General features: G+C 71.8%; 21 protein-coding genes and 3 tRNA genes. 12 read left to right on the top strand and 12 right to left on the bottom strand.

Annotated features, from left to right (window positions below):
- Position 1 precedes the first annotated feature (1 nt).
- A complete protein-coding gene (locus tag FB557_RS12030) occupies positions 2 to 1,240 on the top strand; it encodes a homogentisate 1,2-dioxygenase (RefSeq protein WP_144857855.1) in 1,239 nt (412 codons plus the stop codon).
- A 28-nt stretch (positions 1,241 to 1,268) separates the two neighbouring features.
- Here FB557_RS12030 and FB557_RS12025 read toward each other — a convergent pair whose 3' ends face one another.
- On the bottom strand, positions 1,269 to 1,853 hold the full coding sequence (locus FB557_RS12025; RefSeq protein WP_144857854.1) for a nicotinamidase: 585 nt from the start codon (positions 1,851 to 1,853) through the stop codon (positions 1,269 to 1,271).
- Between the two features lie 234 nt (positions 1,854 to 2,087).
- On the bottom strand, positions 2,088 to 3,431 hold the full coding sequence (locus FB557_RS12020; RefSeq protein ID WP_144857853.1) for a nicotinate phosphoribosyltransferase: 1,344 nt from the start codon (positions 3,429 to 3,431) through the stop codon (positions 2,088 to 2,090).
- Positions 3,432 to 3,455: 24 nt separating this feature from the next.
- Between FB557_RS12020 and clpS the strand changes: the two genes are divergently transcribed.
- The 5 genes from clpS to FB557_RS11995 are packed head-to-tail and all read left to right on the top strand — an operon-like array spanning position 3,456 to position 6,927.
- A complete protein-coding gene (gene clpS / locus FB557_RS12015) occupies positions 3,456 to 3,746 on the top strand; it encodes an ATP-dependent Clp protease adapter ClpS (RefSeq protein WP_246074764.1) in 291 nt (96 codons plus the stop codon).
- On the top strand, positions 3,746 to 4,399 hold the full coding sequence (locus tag FB557_RS12010) for a DUF2017 domain-containing protein (protein ID WP_144857851.1): 654 nt from the start codon (positions 3,746 to 3,748) through the stop codon (positions 4,397 to 4,399). Before clpS ends, FB557_RS12010 begins: the two co-directional genes overlap by 1 nt.
- Complete coding sequence (gene murI, locus FB557_RS12005) at positions 4,389 to 5,216, top strand: glutamate racemase (protein ID WP_170236290.1); 828 nt, start codon at positions 4,389 to 4,391, stop codon at positions 5,214 to 5,216. Before FB557_RS12010 ends, murI begins: the two co-directional genes overlap by 11 nt.
- Positions 5,217 to 5,218: 2 nt before the next feature.
- Complete coding sequence (locus tag FB557_RS12000) at positions 5,219 to 5,995, top strand: MBL fold metallo-hydrolase (RefSeq protein WP_144858007.1); 777 nt, start codon at positions 5,219 to 5,221, stop codon at positions 5,993 to 5,995.
- Entirely contained in the window at positions 5,893 to 6,927 is a 1,035-nt protein-coding gene (locus FB557_RS11995) for an LD-carboxypeptidase (RefSeq protein WP_144857849.1), read from the top strand. Before FB557_RS12000 ends, FB557_RS11995 begins: the two co-directional genes overlap by 103 nt.
- Here FB557_RS11995 and FB557_RS11990 read toward each other — a convergent pair.
- Complete coding sequence (locus tag FB557_RS11990) at positions 6,903 to 7,781, bottom strand: alpha/beta hydrolase family protein (protein WP_170236289.1); 879 nt, start codon at positions 7,779 to 7,781, stop codon at positions 6,903 to 6,905. The two genes, FB557_RS11995 and FB557_RS11990, sit on opposite strands and share 25 nt — an antisense overlap.
- Positions 7,782 to 7,873: 92 nt before the next feature.
- Here FB557_RS11990 and rph point away from each other — a divergent pair, with 92 nt between their 5' ends.
- Positions 7,874 to 8,638, top strand: coding sequence for a ribonuclease PH (gene rph, locus FB557_RS11985; protein WP_144857847.1), 765 nt, complete (start codon positions 7,874 to 7,876; stop codon positions 8,636 to 8,638).
- A complete protein-coding gene (rdgB, locus tag FB557_RS11980; RefSeq protein ID WP_144857846.1) occupies positions 8,635 to 9,279 on the top strand; it encodes an RdgB/HAM1 family non-canonical purine NTP pyrophosphatase in 645 nt (214 codons plus the stop codon). The genes rph and rdgB overlap by 4 nt, the downstream gene beginning before the upstream one ends.
- An 88-nt stretch (positions 9,280 to 9,367) precedes the next feature.
- Here the strand turns inward: rdgB and FB557_RS11975 are convergent.
- The 6 genes from FB557_RS11975 to FB557_RS14825 all read right to left on the bottom strand — a co-directional run bounded on the left by FB557_RS11975 (position 9,368) and on the right by FB557_RS14825 (position 12,070).
- Positions 9,368 to 9,449, bottom strand: a tRNA-Leu gene (locus tag FB557_RS11975).
- A 65-nt stretch (positions 9,450 to 9,514) separates the two neighbouring features.
- Positions 9,515 to 10,282, bottom strand: coding sequence for an energy-coupling factor ABC transporter ATP-binding protein (locus FB557_RS11970; protein WP_144857845.1), 768 nt, complete (start codon positions 10,280 to 10,282; stop codon positions 9,515 to 9,517).
- The gene (gene cbiQ, locus FB557_RS11965) at positions 10,279 to 11,049 is read right to left on the bottom strand and encodes a cobalt ECF transporter T component CbiQ (protein ID WP_144857844.1); all 771 of its coding nucleotides are present in this window, start codon (positions 11,047 to 11,049) and stop codon (positions 10,279 to 10,281) included. The genes FB557_RS11970 and cbiQ overlap by 4 nt, the downstream gene beginning before the upstream one ends.
- Positions 11,050 to 11,361 carry a PDGLE domain-containing protein gene (locus FB557_RS11960; RefSeq protein ID WP_144857843.1) on the bottom strand — a complete coding sequence of 104 codons (312 nt, stop codon included), beginning with the start codon at positions 11,359 to 11,361 and terminating at the stop codon, positions 11,050 to 11,052.
- The gene (locus FB557_RS11955) at positions 11,361 to 11,936 is read right to left on the bottom strand and encodes an energy-coupling factor ABC transporter permease (protein ID WP_246074762.1); all 576 of its coding nucleotides are present in this window, start codon (positions 11,934 to 11,936) and stop codon (positions 11,361 to 11,363) included. The genes FB557_RS11960 and FB557_RS11955 overlap by 1 nt, the downstream gene beginning before the upstream one ends.
- Complete coding sequence (locus tag FB557_RS14825) at positions 11,879 to 12,070, bottom strand: energy-coupling factor ABC transporter permease (RefSeq protein ID WP_342778937.1); 192 nt, start codon at positions 12,068 to 12,070, stop codon at positions 11,879 to 11,881. The genes FB557_RS11955 and FB557_RS14825 overlap by 58 nt, the downstream gene beginning before the upstream one ends.
- A gap of 80 nt (positions 12,071 to 12,150) precedes the next feature.
- Between FB557_RS14825 and bcp the strand changes: the two genes are divergently transcribed.
- Both bcp and FB557_RS11945 read left to right on the top strand, forming a co-directional pair.
- Positions 12,151 to 12,627, top strand: coding sequence for a thioredoxin-dependent thiol peroxidase (gene bcp / locus FB557_RS11950; protein WP_144857842.1), 477 nt, complete (start codon positions 12,151 to 12,153; stop codon positions 12,625 to 12,627).
- Positions 12,628 to 12,691: 64 nt separating this feature from the next.
- A complete protein-coding gene (locus tag FB557_RS11945; RefSeq protein WP_144857841.1) occupies positions 12,692 to 12,964 on the top strand; it encodes a DUF3618 domain-containing protein in 273 nt (90 codons plus the stop codon).
- Positions 12,965 to 13,038: 74 nt separating this feature from the next.
- On the opposite strand, the gene FB557_RS11940 is transcribed toward FB557_RS11945, so the two are convergent.
- Positions 13,039 to 13,114: transfer RNA gene (locus FB557_RS11940), tRNA-Lys, on the bottom strand.
- Positions 13,115 to 13,185: 71 nt separating this feature from the next.
- Complete coding sequence (locus FB557_RS11935) at positions 13,186 to 14,076, bottom strand: copper resistance CopC family protein (RefSeq protein ID WP_170236288.1); 891 nt, start codon at positions 14,074 to 14,076, stop codon at positions 13,186 to 13,188.
- A 153-nt stretch (positions 14,077 to 14,229) separates the two neighbouring features.
- Between FB557_RS11935 and FB557_RS11930 the strand changes: the two genes are divergently transcribed.
- A tRNA-His gene (locus FB557_RS11930) sits at positions 14,230 to 14,305 on the top strand.
- A 44-nt stretch (positions 14,306 to 14,349) separates the two neighbouring features.
- On the opposite strand, the gene orn is transcribed toward FB557_RS11930, so the two are convergent.
- Positions 14,350 to 15,012: an oligoribonuclease gene (gene orn, locus FB557_RS11925; protein WP_281290068.1), complete on the bottom strand. Its 663-nt coding sequence runs from the start codon at positions 15,010 to 15,012 to the stop codon at positions 14,350 to 14,352.
- A gap of 111 nt (positions 15,013 to 15,123) precedes the next feature.
- On the opposite strand from orn, the gene FB557_RS11920 reads away from it, so the two are divergent.
- Positions 15,124 to 16,347 carry a PrsW family intramembrane metalloprotease gene (locus tag FB557_RS11920; RefSeq protein WP_246074760.1) on the top strand — a complete coding sequence of 408 codons (1,224 nt, stop codon included), beginning with the start codon at positions 15,124 to 15,126 and terminating at the stop codon, positions 16,345 to 16,347.
- Positions 16,348 to 16,351 lie beyond the last annotated feature (4 nt).

Here is a 16,351-nt window from a genome sequence, read left to right as displayed (position 1 = left end):
CATGGCCCATTACCGCGCGATGGGGAACATCCCGCCCAAGCGGCACACGCAGCACCCGGCGCCCGATGGTGGCCTGTACTACGAGGAGCTCATGGGCGAGGAGGGCTTCTCCTCGGACAGCTCCCTGCTCTACCACCGCGAGATCCCCAGCGAGATCACCGCGAGCGAGGTGTGGGAGCTGCCGGACCAGACGCTGACCGCCAACCACCCGCTCAAGCCGCTGCACCTGCAGCCGCACACCCTCTTCGGCGACGACGACGCATCGGTCGCCGACATCGATGCCGTGACCGGCCGCCGGCTGCTGCTCGGCAACGGCGACGTGCGCCTGAGCTACGTGGCCACCGGCACGGTCAGCCCCTGGTACCGCAACGCCGTCGGCGACGAGCTGGTCTACGTCGAGCGGGGCGCGGGCCGGGTCGAGACCGTCTTCGGCTCCTTCGACGTCGCGCACGGCGACTACCTGCTCATCCCGCGCGCCACCACCCACCGGTGGCTGCCCGCCCCGTCGGGCGAGGCAGCGGATGGGTCGGTGCTGCGGCTCTACTGCACCGAGGCCAGCAGCCACATCTCGCCGCCGAAGCGCTACCTGAGCAAGTACGGCCAGCTGCTCGAGCATGCCCCGTACTGCGAGCGTGACATCCACGGACCGGCCGGCCCGCTCCTCGCCGAGGACATCGGGGCCTCGCGCGAGGACGAGACCGAGGTGCTGGTCAAGCACCGCGGCCACGGGCCCGGCGGCATCGTCGGCACCCGCTTCGCCTACCCCTTCCATCCGCTCGACGTGGTCGGCTGGGACGGCTGCCTCTACCCCTACCGCTTCCACATCAGCGACTTCGAGCCGATCACCGGACGGGTGCACCAGCCCCCGCCGGCGCACCAGGTCTTCGAGGGGTGGAACTTCGTCGTGTGCAACTTCGTGCCGCGCAAGGTCGACTACCACCCGCTGTCGATCCCCGTGCCCTACTACCACTCCAACGTCGACAGCGACGAGGTGATGTTCTACGTCGACGGGGACTACGAGGCGCGCAAGGGCTCGGGCATCTCGCGCGGCTCGATCAGCCTGCACCCGGGCGGGCACGCGCACGGGCCGCAGCCGGGTGCCTACGAGAAGTCGATCGGCATCGAGTACTTCGACGAGACCGCCGTCATGGTCGACACCTTCCGCCCGCTGGACATCGGCGAGGGCGGTCTGGCCTGCGACGACGGCAAGTACGCCTGGAGCTGGACCGGAGGACGTTGAACGACGGACGACAGCGGCGAAGGGGGAGTCAGCCGGCCTGGTCGTCGGTGCGGGCCCCGGCGCCGGTCATCTCCTCGAGCGCCTTCTCGGTGCTCTCCGGGGCGACGCCGGCGACGAGGTCGGTGAGCAGGGTGACCTCGAAGCCGTGCTTGATCCCGTCGAGCACGGTGGCGCGCACGCAGTAGTCGGTGGCGATGCCGCACACGTCCAGCTGGGTCACCCCCTTCGCCCTGAGCCACGCGGCCAGGCCGGTGCCGTCCTGGTTCGTCCCCTCGAAGCCGCTGTAGGCGGCCTCGTACTCGCCCTTGCGGAAGATCTCCTCGACGTGGTGCAGCGAGGGACGCAGGTTCGGGTGGAAGTCCGAGCCCGCGGTGCCGACCTCGCAGTGCACCGGCCAGGTGTCCACGAAGTCCGGCTCGGTGCCAGCGGGCGCCCAGTGCGAGCCGGGGTCGATGTGCCAGTCCTGGGTGGCGACGACGGTGGCGTAGTCGTCCCGCTCGGCCTCGACCTTCTCCGCAGCGCGGCGGGCGACCTCAGCACCACCGGTGACGGCCAGGGATCCCCCTTCGCAGAAGTCGTTCTGGATGTCGACGAGGACCAGCGCGCGGCTCATGCGGCCCACAGTACCGACCCGCGCGTCGAGCCGATGGGCGCGAGAGAGCAGCCCCGCGAGCGCCCGTGACAGCACCCGTTGTGGGCGGAAAGTACTGATCGGGCATAGGGCATACACCACGTGCATGTCGATATATCCGATGAGTGCTATTCGCCCGTGAGGGCATACCTCTGCGCGGCCATCCGTGCCACGGGCTTGGGGGGTGGTCGGTGACGCTGCGGGCTCTCGGTGACGCTATGGGGTCTCGGTGACGAAGACCGTCTCGACGGCGGGCTGGCCCTGGCTCAGCTGGTGCGCGGAGCGGGGCAGCTCGGCCATCGAGGCCTCGTGGCGCTCCCGCGCCGCCTCGACCGTGCAGTGCTCCCGGCCGACCACCTCGCCGCCACGGATCAGGGGGACGAGCAGCTCGCGGTCGCTCACCCCTTCGCCGTCGTCCTCGGGCAGCTCGCCGATGCCGATCAGCTCGGCGCGGGCGACGCCGTTGGCGTCGAGCCGGCGCAGGGCGTACTTGCGCCCGCCGACCGACTTCTTGTCCTTGCTCTTCTTCACCACGCCGATCATCTGCCCGTCGGCGTCCTCGCGGGCCACGAGCTTGTAGACCATCGACGCCGTCGGGTGGCCGGACCCGGTGACCACACGCGTCCCGACCCCGTAGCCGTCCACCGGCGCGGCAGCCAGCGCCGCGATCGCGTACTCGTCCAGGTCGGAGGTCACGGTGATCCGGGTGCCGGTCGCGCCCAGCCCGTCGAGCTGGTCCCTGACCTCACGCGCCTGCTCCACGAGGTCACCGGAGTCCAACCTGACCCCGCCGAGCTCGGTGCCGGCGACCTCGACGGCCGTGGCCACCCCTTCGCTCACGTCGTAGGTGTCGACGAGGAGGGTCGTGCCGGTCCCGAGCGCGTCGACCTGGGCCGCGAAGGCCTCGCGCTCGCTGTCGTGCAGCAGGGTGAAGGCGTGCGCCGAGGTGCCGACCGTCGGCACGCCGTGCCGGCGCCCGGCCTCGAGGTTCGACGTCGAGGCGAAGCCGGCGATGTAGGCCGCCCGAGCCGCCGCGACCGCCGCCTCGTCGTGGGTGCGCCGCGACCCCATCTCGATGCACGGCCGGGTCCCCGCCGCACCGGTCATCCGGGACGCCGCCGAGGCGACCGCGCTGTCATGGTTGAGGATCGAGAGGATCACCGTCTCGAGGATCACCCCGTGCGCGAAGTCGGACTCGACCACGAGCAGCGGGCTGTACGGGAAGTAGGCGTCGCCCTCGGCGTAGGCCCACACGTCGCCGTCGAAGCGGTAGTCGGCGAGGAACTCCAGCGTGCGCTCGTCGACGACGCCGCGCTCGCGCAGGTCGGCGATCTCGTCCTCGCCGAAGCGGAAGCTCTCGATCGCCTCGAGCACCCGGCCGGTGCCGGCCACGACGCCGTAGCGACGGCCGTCCGGCACGCGCCGGGCGAAGACCTCGAAGACGCACCGTCGCCCGGCCGTGCCGGCACGCAGCGCGGCCTGGAGCATCGTCAGCTCGTAGTGGTCGGTCAGCAGGGCGGTGCTGCGCCGTCGGTCGGTGCCTGTACTCGCAGTGCTCACGGTTGCCACCCTATGGTTGTCGTCGTGTCCGTCGCGCCCGTGGAGCAGGAACAGACCGAGTCAGACCTCCAGGTCGACCCGGACGTGCCGTGGATCACCCTCGTGTGGAACGACCCGGTCAACCTCATGTCCTACGTCACCTGGGTCTTCCGGACCCACTTCGGCTACGACAAGGAGAAGGCGACCCGGCTCATGATGGACGTCCACGAGAAGGGGCGGGCGGTGGTCTCCACCGGCCCGAAGGAGCAGATGGAGCTCGACACCGAGGCGATGCAGGGCTACGGGCTCTGGGCGACCTTCCAGAAGGACGATTAGTGGCCCGCGCCTTCAGCCGCCGACGGGGCCGGCTCGTCGCCCACCTGGACCGATCCGAGCGGGCCGTCGTCGGCCAGCTCGCCGAGCAGGTGCTCGAGCTGATCGAGCCCGCCGCAGGGGCGCCGACCCCGCGCGAAGGGGTCGCCGAAGGGAGCGAGGACGGCTTCGACGCCATCGTCGCCGGGATCGGCCAGCTGAGCACCGACGTCGGGGAGCCGGCGCCGGAGCGCTCCACCGGGCTCGAGGAGGACCGCGACCCGGCGCTGGACCGGCTCTTCCCGGCGGGCCATCGGGAGGACCCGGAGGCGGCCCGGGAGTTCCGCCGGCTCACCGAGCCCGGTCTGCGCAGCCGGAAGGCGGCCAACCTGCGGACGGTGGTGCAGGTGATGGAGCGCGGCTCGGGCAACCCGGCCGACCCTGATCGGCTGAGCCTGGACGAAGGGGAGGCGATTGCCGTCCTTGTCGGCCTCACCGACATCCGCCTCGTCATGGGGGAGCGGCTCGGGCTGCGTACCGACGAGGACGCCGAGCGGCTCGACCGGGTCGCTGCTGACCTCGACGGCGAGGACCCGGCCGCCTTCGCGGTGATGCTCTACGACTTCCTCACCTGGCTGCAGGAGTCCCTCGGGCGGGCGCTCTCCGGTGACTTCTGAGCGACGTAGGGTGGTCGCCGTGGACGCGCCGATCGGGATCTTTGACTCCGGCTTCGGTGGTCTGACCGTGATGCGGTCGGTGCTCGACCAGCTGCCGCACGAGGCGACGGCCTACTTCGGTGACACGGCGAGGGCGCCCTACGGCCCCCGGCCGATCGCCCAGACCCGGGAGTACGCGATCGAGTGCCTGGACCGGCTCGTCGACCATGGCGTCAAGGCCCTCGTCATCGCGTGCAACACCGCCTCGGCCGCGGTCCTGCACGACGCCCGCGAGCGCTACGACGTCCCGGTCGTCGAGGTGATCCGGCCCGCGGTGCGCCGGGCCGTCCTCGCGACCCGGAACGACAAGGTGGGGGTCATCTCGACCAGCGGCACCCACCAGTCCGGTGCCTACCTCGACGCCTTCACGGCCGCACCGCACCTGGACGTGCGCTCCCAGCCGTGCCCTCGGTTCGTCGAGTTCGTCGAGTCCGGCGTGACGAGCGGGCCGAAGCTGCTCGACGTCGCTCGTGAGTACCTCGAGCCGCTGCGCCGGGCCGGTGTCGACACGGTGGTGCTCGGCTGCACCCACTATCCGCTGCTCACCGGGGTGATCAGCTACGTCATGGGCGAAGGGGTGACCCTGGTCTCCTCGGCGGAGGAGACGGCCAAGGACGTCTACCGCGTGCTCGCCGACCGCGACCTGCTCCGACCCGACGACGGCCCGCCGCCGGAGCACGGCTTCACCACGACGGGCGACGCCGAGGAGTTCCGCCTGCTGGCGCGCCGCTTCCTCGGGCCGGCTGTCGGCGACGTCTTCGGCAACGTAGGAGGGTGACGATGCGCTTGACCATCGTCGGGTGCTCGGGGTCCTTCGCCGGCCCGGAGTCGCCGGCGTCGTGCTACCTCGTCACCGCCGAGGCCGATGGGCGGACCTGGCGGATCGTGCTCGACCTGGGCAACGGCGCGCTCGGCGGGCTGCAGCGGCACGCCGAGCTCGAGGACCTCGACGCGGTGCTCGTGAGCCACCTGCACCCCGACCACTGCATCGACCTCACCGGGCTCTACGTGACCCGCAAGTACCGTCCGGAAGGTCCGCTGCCGCAGCGCCTGCCCGTGTACGGACCGGCCGGGTCGGCCGAGCGGCTCGCGGCGGCCTACGAGGGGATCGACGAGGCGGGTATGTCGCGCGAGCTCGACTTCCGCCGCCTCCTGGATGGTGTGCCGGTCCACCTCGGTCCGTTCCGCGTCGTGCCCCACCGCGTCAACCACCCGGTCGAGGCGTTCGGCTTCCGGGTCGAGTGCGACGGGCGGGTGCTCTCGTACAGCGGTGACACCGACAGCTGCCCGGCCCTGGGCCCTCTGCTCACCGGCGCCGATCTCGCGCTCGTCGACTCAGCCTTCGTCGACGGACGCGACGACATCCGCGACATCCACATGTCCGGCTCACGTGCCGCGCAGGTGGCGGTCGAGGCCGGGGGCGTCCGGCGGCTCATGCTCACCCACATCCCGCCGTGGAACGACCCTCAGGTGTGCCGCGAGCAGGCGGCGTCGGTGTGGCGCGGCGAGGGTCGCGAGGTCGAGCTCGCCGAGCCGGGCGCGACCTACGAGGTCTGAGGCGGCGCGGGTACGAGGTCGTCGAGGGGACCTGCCTGCGCGACGGGTCGGGGCACGTGAGTGCGAGCCGGGAGGCGCGCGCCGACGAGCTCATGGCCCTCCTCGTCGACCCGGAGGTTGCCGCCGTCGTCCCGCCGTGGGGCGGCGAGACCGGGATCGACCTGCTCCCGCTGCTCGACCTCGACCTGCTGGCAGCGAGCGAGCCGTGCTGGTACGTCGGCTTCTCCGACACGGTGACGACGATGCTGCCGCTCACCCTCGTCGCGGGCTGGGCCACCCTGCACGGCGGCAACCTCATGGACACGCCGTACGCACCCGCCGACGGGCACCTCCACTGGCTCGACGTGGCGACGCACAGCGGCCACGGCGGCGGGCAGGGCACCCCCTTCGTCCAGCGGGCCGCGAGCCACCATCGCGCCGCCGGCTGGGACGACTACGCGGCCGACCCGGAGGTCGCGACGATGACCCTCGCCGAACCCACCGCGTGGCGGCTGATGGGGGGCGAAGGGGGGTCCGCCAGGTTCTCCGGCCGGCTCGTCGGCGGGTGCGTGGAGGTGCTCTCGCCGCTCGCCGGGACGCGGTACGCCGACGTCCCCGGCTTCGCGCCGGAGGAGGAACTCGTCGTCTACCTCGAGGTGGCCGAGGCCGGGCCCTACGAGGTCGCGCGGGCGGTGCACGGCCTGAGGCTCGCGGGCTGGTTCGACCGGGCGAGCGGCGTGCTCGTCGGCCGCACCCCGGCTCCGGATGCCGAGAGCTGGACCCAGCACGACGCGGTCGCTGACGCCCTGCGCGACCTCGACGTGCCCGTCGTGCTCGACGCCGACATCGGCCACCAGCAGCCGCAGCTGCCGCTCGTCAACGGCGCAAGGGCGGAGGTCATCGTCGACGGCGGCGAGGCGTCGATCGCTCAGTCGATGGTTCCGCTGGGCTGAGGCGCCTCGCCGGTGTGCTCGAGGATCCACGACGAGACGACCTCGTCGATCAGCTCCGGGCTGCGGGCGAAGGAGAAGTGGTCCACGGCCCGACCTGGCGCACCCGCGGGCTTGTCGAAGTGGAGCCGCTCGACTCGTGCCCCGGCCAGCTTGCCGGCGAAGTGGTCCACCGCCCGCGGCGGGGCGAGCTCGTCGTTGGCGAGGTCGATGGCGAGCGCCGGAAGGTCGACCGCAGCCATCCCGCTCTCGTAGTCCTCCTGCCCTCGCGGACGCAACCTGCCGGTGCGGGCGAACCCGGCCCACTCGCGCATGAGCCGACGTGGCTGCCGTCCGCCGAAGCCGAGGGCGTGCCCCGGCCACAGCCGCCAGATGGTGCTCACCAGGGCGACGAACTGGGTCTTGAGCAGGAGTGACCCTGGGCGGTCGTAGATGCGCCAGTACGGCGAGGCCGATCCGACGGTGACCAGCGCCGTCACGCTCGCGTGCCGGTGCCCAGAGAGGTGAGCCAGCGCCACATGCCCGCCGAGGGAGTGCCCGAGCAGGACGACCGGCCGCCCGGGCAGCTGCGCGCCGGTGGCATCGAGCACGCCGGTGAGCCACTCGTCGGCGAGCGCGTGGTAGCCGTAGTTCACCGACCGGCTCAGCGCCGGGGTGCTCTCGCCGTGGCCGGGGTAGTCGGGGCTGACGACGCTGACGCCCCGAGCGAGGAGAGCCTCGGCGAAGGGGGAGTAGTACCCCGCGGCGACGCCCATCGCCGGCAGGATCACCGCCACCGGGGTCCCCGGCCCCGCGTCACGAACGGTGATCGCCGTGCGTCCGTAGCTCAGGTCGATCGCGGTGCTCGTGGTCGTCACGCTCGTCATCCTGCCAGCCCCGCAGGGCGAGGTTACCGCCGGGTCACCTGCGGGTTCGTGACGGTGGCCGAGACCTCGTTAGCCTGGCGACCATGACTGAGCAGGCCACCCCCCTTCGCCATGACGGGCGCCAGCCCGCAGACCTCCGCGAGGTCCGGATCACCCGCAACTGGCTCGACCACGCCGAGGGCTCGGTGCTCGTCGAGTTCGGGCGCACCCGGGTGCTGTGCGCCGCCAGCTTCACCGAGGGCGTGCCGCGGTGGCTCAAGGGCAAGGGCACCGGGTGGGTCACGGGCGAGTACGAGATGCTCCCGCGCGCCACGAACACCCGCGGCGATCGCGAGTCGCGCAAGGGCAAGGTCGGTGGGCGCACCCACGAGATCAGCCGGCTCATCGGGCGAAGCCTGCGGGCGATCGTCGACACCAAGGCGCTCGGCGAGAACACGATCGTCCTGGACTGTGACGTCCTCCAGGCCGACGGCGGCACCCGCACGGCCGCGATCACCGGGGCCTACGTCGCGCTCGCCGACGCCATCGCCGACGCGCGGACGCGGGGCCTGATCGCCCAGGGTGCGAAGCCCCTCACCGGCTCGATCGCCGCCGTGTCGGTCGGCGTCGTCGACGGACGGGCAGTGTGCGACCTGGACTACCCCGAGGACTCGACCGCACAGACCGACATGAACGTCGTGATGACCGGCGAGGGTGCCTTCGTCGAGGTGCAGGGCACTGCCGAGGGCGAAGCCTTCGACCGGGGGCTGCTCGACCAGCTGCTCGACCTCGCCACCGCCGGCTGCGCCGCGCTGACCGTGAAGCAGCAGGAGGCCCTCGAGGGACCCGCCCGGGAGCGCGAGCTGTGAGCGAGGGGTCGCGGCGGGTGGTGCTCGCCACCCACAACGAGCACAAGGTGCACGAGCTCGCCCAGATCCTCGCTGCGACCGCGACCGACCTCGACCTCGAGGTCGTCTCGATGGCCGCCTACCCCGAGGTCGGTGTGGTCCCCGAGACCGAGGTGAGCTTCGTCGGCAACGCCACCGTTAAGGCGCGGGCTGTCGCGGCGGCGACGGGTCTCCCTTCGCTCGCCGACGACTCCGGGTTGAGCGTGGACGTCCTCGGCGGGATGCCGGGGATCTTCTCGGCCCGGTGGTCCGGGCTGCACGAGGGCGAGGAGCTCGCGCGCGCCGAGAAGGACCGGCGCAACCTCCGGCTGCTTCTCGACCAGATCGCCGACGTGCCCGACGAGCACCGCGCTGCCGCCTTCCGGTGCGCGGCCGTGCTCGCCCTGCCTGGTGGGGAGACCGTCGCGACCGAAGGGAGGGTGACCGGCGTCATCGTCCGGGAGCCGTTAGGGGACAACGGCTTCGGGTATGACCCGATCTTCCGGCCTGACGGCGACACCCGCACCCTCGCCCAGTACTCCGACGAGGAGAAGAACGCGATCAGCCACCGCGGCGAGGCCTTCCGCAAGATGGCCCCCCGCCTGCGCGAGCACCTGGCCTGACCCGAAACTGCTGCATGCAGCAGTTTCTTGGCGGTGCAGCACCTGCATCTGCTGCACCGTCGTCGAAGTGCTGCATGCAGCAGTTGCGTGCCGAAGGCGGGACTCGAACCCGCACACCCGAGGGCACACGGACCTAAACCGTGCGTGTCTGCCAGTTCCACCACTTCGGCGCGGCCGCGAGTCTACGGCTCCCTCGGCGCCCGCTACCACGCAGTACTGGCTGCGATCACGACCACTACTGCGTGGTAGCGCGCGTCCTGGGGGGAACGGATCGTGGATCGAAGCCGTAGGGCAGCTCGAGCCGGTGCGCCGCCATGAGCGCCTCGTCGGCGAGCACCTCGCCGGTCGGGCCGTCGCCGACGACCCGACCCTCGGAGAGGACGACCGAGCGCTCGCAGAGCTGGAGGACGTAGGGCAGGTCGTGGGTGACCATGAGGACCGTAACGTCGAGCCGGTCGAGGATGTCGGCCAGCTCGCGGCGGGACGCGGGGTCGAGGTTGCTGCTCGGCTCGTCGAGCACGAGCACGTCGGGCTGCATCGCGAGGACCGTCGCCACGGCGACCCGGCGCCGCTGCCCGAAGGAGAGGTGGTGCGGCGCCCGGTCGGCGTGCTCGCCCATGCCCACCGCGTCGAGGGCGTGCTCGACCCGCGCGCGCAGCTCGTCACCACGCAGCCCGAGGTTGCGGGGGCCGAAGGCCACGTCCTGGCCGACGGTCGGCATGAAGAGCTGGTCGTCGGGGTCCTGGAAGACCACCCCGACCCGCCGGCGCACCTCGAGCAGGTGCTCCTCGTCGACCGGCAGCCCGGCGACGCTCACCTGGCCGGCCTCGGGCCGCAGGATGCCGTTGAGGTGCAGTACGAGGGTCGTCTTGCCCGCGCCGTTCGGCCCGAGCAGCGCGACCCGCTCGCCCCGGTGGACGTGCAGGTCGACACCGCGCAGGGTCGGGTGGCCGTCGGGGTAGGCGTGGTGCACCCCGGCGAGCTCGAGGACCGGCGCGCTCATCTCCCCGCCCCGCTCAACCAGGCCGTAGCGGCGATCGCCGCTCCCGTCAGCGGGAGTGCGGCGGCCAGCCAGTCGCGGCCGCCGGCGGACCCCCCTTCGCCGAGGTCGACCCGGCCCTGGAACCCGCGCGAGAGCATCGCGAGGTGGACCCGCTCGCCGCGCTCGTAGCTGCGCACGAAGAGCGCCCCGGCCGTGCTCGCGAGGACCGGCCAGGCCCGGATGCCACGGACTGCGTGGCCTCTGGACTCCCGGGCGATCCGCATGCGCCGCAGCTCGGTGCTCACGACGTCGAGGTAGCGGATCATGAAGGACATGATGAGCACGATCTGGGCCGGCAGGCGCAGCCGGGCCAGCCCGCGGACCACGTCGGGAGCCTCCGTGGTCGCGGCGAGGGCGAGGGCGGTGAGCGCTCCGAGGGAGCCCTTGGCGAAGAGCGCCCACCCGGCCCACAGGCCGGCGACGGAGACCTCGAACGGCCCGAGCGGCCGGGTCGGTCCCGTTGAGATGAACGGCATCGTCACCGCGAGGACGACGAAGGGGACCTCGATCACCATCCGCCGGGCGAGGAAGCCGGCCGGGACCTGAGCGACGGCGATCACGACGACGAGGGCGAGCAGGTGCAGCCCGAAGGCCCAGACCGCCTCGCGGGGGGTGGCCACGACCGCAGCGACGAAGGTGAGGGCGGCGGCGATCTTGACCTCCGGGGGGAGGCGGTGGATCGGGGAGTGGCCGTGGAAGTGCAGGGAGTGGCCGTGCGGTCCGCTCACCTAGTCGCGCGAATCGTGGCCGGCGTCGCGGCGCCGACCGAGCAGGCGGACCAGGCCGAACATCAGGGCGGCGGTGAGTGCGACGCCGATGACCCCGGCGAGGCCACCGGAGAGCGGGCCGTCGAGCCCGCGGACGCCGTAGTCGGCCAGCGGGGAGTCCGCCGCTGCGCTGTCCTCGGCGGCGTCGATGAACCCGACCTGCTCGGCGACGTGCTCCAGGCCGTCGGGGCTGGCCGAGGCGAAGCCGGAGACGACGCCGGCCAGCAGGAGGCAGAGGACCACGCCGGCGATCACGACGGCACGGGTGCGCATCAGGCGACTCCCTCGGAGGCGGTGGTGCAGGCCGCGGCGAGGCGCTCCTCGCGGGCCCGGTCGAGCGCGGGCGCGGCGCCGCGGACGAGGTCGGGACGGGTGGCGATGACGGCGGAGACGGCGAGGAAGGTGATGATCGCCTCGCCGATCCCGATGACGGCGTGCCAGCCGAGCATGAGCGAGAGCATCGTGCCGAGATCGACCGGCGCCTCACCCCCGATGGCGAATAGCCCGGTGAAGACCGCCGCGGTCGCCGGGACGGACACCAGCGCGGCAACCGCCGCCGCGACCGGGACCATGGCCGTCGTGCGGGGGAGCAGCGCCCGCACGGCGACGAAGACGGCCCAGCCGACCCAGACCCCGACGACCGCCATGAGCAGGACGTTGGTGCCGAGCGCGGTGAGGCCGCCGTCGGCGAAGACGAGCGCCTGGACGATGAGGACGACCGTCACCGCGAGGGTGGCCACCCACGGGCCGGCGAGAACCGCCGCGAGCGCACCGCCGAGCAGGTGTCCGCTCACCCCGACGCCGACGGGGAAGTTGAGCATCTGAGCGGCGAAGACGAAGACGGCCACGAGCCCCGCGAGGGGCGCCAGCCGGTCGTCGAGTCGCGACGGGACTGCCGCAGCGCGGCCGCGACCCCGACGCCCGCCACAGCAGCGGTGGCGACCGAGGTCGGGATGTCGAGGAATCCGTCGGGGACGTGCATGCCGACCTCCTTGGGTACGTTGGTGCTCAGACCGACCAACTATTGCAGAGAGTTTGCATCAAGCGAAGGGAGGTCGGCCGGTGGCCGACACGCTCACCCCGGGGGACACCGCTCCGGACTTCACCCTCACCTCCGACACCGGGGACCAGGTGGCCCTGGCCGACCTGCGCGGGCAGAAGGTCATCGTCTACTTCTACCCGGCGGCGATGACGCCCGGCTGCACGAAGCAGGCCTGCGACTTCTCCGAGCGGCTCGACGTCCTCCAGGCGCAGGGCTACACGGTGGTCGGGATCTCCCCGGACAGCCCGGAGAAGCTCGCGGCATTCCGTGAGAAGGACGGCCTGACCATCACCCTCCTCTCCGACCCCGACAAGGAGGTCATGACGGCCTATGGCGCGTTCGGCGAGAAGAAGCTGTACGGCAAGGTGGTGCAAGGGGTGATCCGCTCGACCATCGTCGTGGACGAGGACGGCCAGGTCACCCATGCGATGTACAACGTCAAGGCCACCGGTCATGTGGCGAAGATCCAGCGTGACCTAGGGCTGCAGACGGCCTGATCTGTCGCAGACTAGACACCAGCACGACGCGACCAAGAGACACGAGAAGGACGGACACATCACGATGAGCAACGCCACCCCCAGCGAGAGCTCGCTCGAGAAGGACATCGCCGAGCTGCGCGACCGCCTCGCCGAGACCATCGACGAGCTGACCGAGCGCGCCGCACCGAAGAACGTCGTGGCGCGCGAGAAGGCAAAGGCGCGGGCGTCACTGCACAACGCGACCTACACCGAGTCCGGCGACCTGCGCATGGACCGGGTCGCGATCGCGGCCGCCGTCGTCGCCGGCGTCGTGCTGCTCAAGGTCGTCGCGAGCCGCCGCAAGAAGCGGTGGTGACCCTCGGCCGACGAGGACACCGCGAGGGACGATGACGAAGGGCCCCGGCCAGCTGGCCGGGGCCCTTCGTCGTGTGGTGCGCCAACAGGGACTCGAACCCCGAACCCGCTGATTAAGAGTCAGCTGCTCTGCCAATTGAGCTATTGGCGCGCGAGGAGAGACCTTAGCACCGGTGGGCAGCGGCGCTGAAATCGGCTGCGGCCCACCGGTGCCGAAGGGGGTCAGCGCGGGTCGTCGTCGCGCAGTCGGCGCACGTCGGGCTCGCCGTCGTCGTAGCGATCGGAGCGCAGGTCGTAGTCCGCGTCACGGTCGCCGCGGCGGGCGAGGTAGGTGATGAGCCCACCGATGAGGGCCAGCGCGCCGAGGGCGACGAGCAGCCACAGCCACCACGGCGCGGCGTCGTCGGCGGTCTCTGTCGCCTCCGCCGAGTCGGTGCTCGTGGCGCTGGTGCTCGGCTCGTCCGAGCTGTCCTCGGACGACGTCGAGGACTCCGAGGACTCCGACGACTCAGGCGACTCCGATGTCGCCGACGTCTCGGACGGGTCCGACGGCTCCTCGCCGGTGGCCTCCGCGGACCCGGACGTCTCGCCGTCACCCTCGCTCGCGGAACCGTCCTGCGAGGGCTCGCTCTCGCCATCCTCGCCCGAGGCGTCGCTGCTTGTCGCGGCGGGCGCACCCGCGTCGCGCTCCTCGCCGCTGGAGGCGTAGGTGAAGGACAGGGTCCCCGAGACCGGGTGCCCGTCGGCGCTGGTCACCTTGTAGGCGATCGTGTAGTCGCCCTGCTCCATCCGCGGGTCGAGCCCCTGGTAGACGGTGTCGCCGTCGACCTCGGGCTCACCGGTGCTGGCCTGGCCCGTATCACCCGAGACGGTCACCGTGACGAAGTCGGGGTTGACCTCCTCGTTGAAGGTCAGCGCCACCTCCGGCGGTACCGCGGCGAGGGTCGCCCCGTCGTCCGGGCTGGACCGGACGAGCTGGGCGTGGGCCTGGGCCGGGGATCCGCCGAGCAGCGTGAGGGCGCAGGCGAGGGCCGCGACGAGCAGCAGGCGAAGGGAGAGCGCCGGCTCGCGCAGGGCGGCGACGGCGGGGGAGGGCGGGCGGTGAGTGCTCACGGGAGCCATGGTGCCGCACCCGCCTGACGCGGGGCTGGGAGGTCCGCCGGCGGCGTGGCGAAGGGGTGGCCGCGGGTTCTCGAAGGGGTGGTCGGAGCACCGCAACGGAGCAGGTACGATTGACGCCGGTCTGGTGCGAGAGCGCCAGCCATGGTGGGCGTAGCTCAGCTGGTAGAGCATCGCGTTGTGGTCGCGAGGGTCGCGGGTTCAAGTCCCGTCGCTCACCCCAACAGGTACGGGCCCCGGTCGTTCTCGGCCGGGGCCCGCGCCAAGTCAGCTGGCGGATCCCCCTTCGCCCGCCCCCGCGGCAGTCACGACGTGACGGGCCGAGATCTCCTTCAGCTGCGGGGACCCCAGACCCGGCGGGTCGCGGAAGACCGCCTCGCGGTAGTAGCGCAGCTCGGCGATCGACTCGGTGATGTCAGCAAGTGCGCGGTGGCCGCCGTTCTTCTCCGGGGCGGCGAAGTAGGCCCGCGGGTACCACCGGCGGGAGAGCTCCTTGATCGAGGAGACGTCGATCATCCGGTAGTGCAGGTGGGCGTCGAGCGCCGGCATGTCCCGGGTGAGGAAGGCGCGGTCGGTGGCGATGGTGTTGCCCGCCAGCGGTGACTTGCCCGGGTCGGGTGCATGCTGCGTGACGTAAGCCAGGACCTGGGCCTCGGCCTCCTCGAGCGAGACGCCCGACTCGAGGGCGTCGAGGAGGCCCGAGGAGGTGTGCATGTCGCGGACGAAGTCGCCCATCTGCGCGAGGGCGGCCTCGGGGGGGCGGATGACGATGTCGACCCCCTCGCCGAGCACGGTCAGCTCGTAGTCGGTGACGAGTGCGGCGATCTCGACCAGCGCGTCCTGCTCCAACGAGAGCCCGGTCATCTCGCAGTCGATCCACACGATGCGGTCGTTGTGGGCGCGGTCCGGTCCGTTCGCTGTCGGTGTCACGCGTTCGACTGTACGACGCCGACCAGTGCGAGGACGGTCCCCGCCCGCGCCGGCGAAGCTGCGCGGTCCTCGTCACGTGCCTGGTCAGGGGCCCCGGATACCCTCCCGGTCATGACCTGGCCCCCGCAGACGCCGCCCCCTCGGCAGCACCCCCACCCGGGCCCCGGCTGGCAGACGGTGCAGCCCTACGACGCCCGGTACGTCCCCGCGCTGGCCCGGCCGAACCCCACGCCCCGACCCGGGATGCGCCGCTGGGTGGTGGCCGGCGTCATCGCGACGGTCTTCGCCCTCTTCGCGCTCGCGTTCGCGCTCTTCTTCTCGCTGAGCTTCGGGATCATCGCCACCCTGCTCGGGCTGGTCTTCGCGCTGATCCCCGTCGGCATCGTCGTGCCGATCTTCGTCTGGCTCGATCGCTTCGAGGCCGAGCCGTGGCGCTACCTGCTCACCGCCTTCCTCTGGGGAGCGCTCGCCGCCACCCTGCCCTCGCTGGTCTTCAACACCGCGGCGATGGTCATCGTCTCCTCCTCGGTCGACGCGACGAGCGCGGAGGCCTTCAGCGCCGTCGTCGTGGCACCCGTCGTCGAGGAGACCTTCAAGGGGCTCTTCCTCCTCGTGATGCTCTGGTTCCGGCGTCACGAGTTCAACGGGCTGGCCGACGGGGTGACCTATGCGGGCATCTGCGCGGCCGGCTTCGCCTTCACCGAGAACATCCTCTACCTCGCCCGGGCGTACACCGAGATCGGCAGCGACGCCTTCGTCGCGACCTTCGTCCTGCGCGGGATCATCTCCCCGTTCTGCCACCCGATGTTTACCGCGATGACCGGCATCGGGGTGGGGATGGCCGCGTCCAGCCGGAGCACCGGGGTCAAGGTGGTCGCCCCCTTCGTCGGATGGTGCGCCGCGGTCCTCCTCCATGCGCTGTGGAACCTCTCGGCCGTCAGCGGGCCGTACAGCTTCCTTCTCGCCTACGGCGTCGGCATGCTCCTCTTCTTCGCCTTCATCGGGTTCATCATCTGGGCCCGCGCCCGCGAGGGTCGGATCATCGGCCAGTTCCTCGTGCCCTACGTCCAGACCGGCTGGCTCGCCCCCGGCGAGGTCTCGATGCTGTCCTCGATGAGCCAGCGTCGAGAGGCCCGCAGCTGGGCCAGGGCGCGGACCGGGGCGCGTGGTGTGGACGCGATGCGCGCCTTCCAGGACACCGCCTCCGAGCTGGCCCTCCTGCGCGCCCGGATGTACCACCACCGGGTCGACCAGCAGGCGATCGCGAGCGAGCGGGTGCTCCTGGACTCGATGACCGCCCGGCGGCGCGAGTTCGTCGGGTACCCCGGCCGCTGAGCGA

This window comes from Marihabitans asiaticum, assembly GCF_007828725.1.
In the GTDB taxonomy this organism is placed as follows: domain Bacteria; phylum Actinomycetota; class Actinomycetes; order Actinomycetales; family Dermatophilaceae; genus Marihabitans; species Marihabitans asiaticum.
This window is presented reverse-complemented; position numbering and strand designations above follow the sequence as displayed.

What these genes read in the sequence shown, in the direction of transcription:
- FB557_RS12030 (WP_144857855.1), top strand. Translation starts at nt 2, where the DNA reads ATGGCCCATTACCGCGCGATGGGGAACATCCCGCCCAAGCGGCACACG.
- FB557_RS12025 (WP_144857854.1), bottom strand. Translation starts at nt 1,853, where the DNA reads ATGAGCCGCGCGCTGGTCCTCGTCGACATCCAGAACGACTTCTGCGAA.
- FB557_RS12000 (WP_144858007.1), top strand. Translation starts at nt 5,219, where the DNA reads ATGCGCTTGACCATCGTCGGGTGCTCGGGGTCCTTCGCCGGCCCGGAG.
- rph (WP_144857847.1), top strand. Translation starts at nt 7,874, where the DNA reads ATGACTGAGCAGGCCACCCCCCTTCGCCATGACGGGCGCCAGCCCGCA.
- FB557_RS11970 (WP_144857845.1), bottom strand. Translation starts at nt 10,282, where the DNA reads ATGAGCGCGCCGGTCCTCGAGCTCGCCGGGGTGCACCACGCCTACCCC.
- FB557_RS11960 (WP_144857843.1), bottom strand. Translation starts at nt 11,361, where the DNA reads ATGCGCACCCGTGCCGTCGTGATCGCCGGCGTGGTCCTCTGCCTCCTG.
- FB557_RS14825 (WP_342778937.1), bottom strand. Translation starts at nt 12,070, where the DNA reads ATGCACGTCCCCGACGGATTCCTCGACATCCCGACCTCGGTCGCCACC.
- FB557_RS11945 (WP_144857841.1), top strand. Translation starts at nt 12,692, where the DNA reads ATGAGCAACGCCACCCCCAGCGAGAGCTCGCTCGAGAAGGACATCGCC.
- FB557_RS11920 (WP_246074760.1), top strand. Translation starts at nt 15,124, where the DNA reads ATGACCTGGCCCCCGCAGACGCCGCCCCCTCGGCAGCACCCCCACCCG.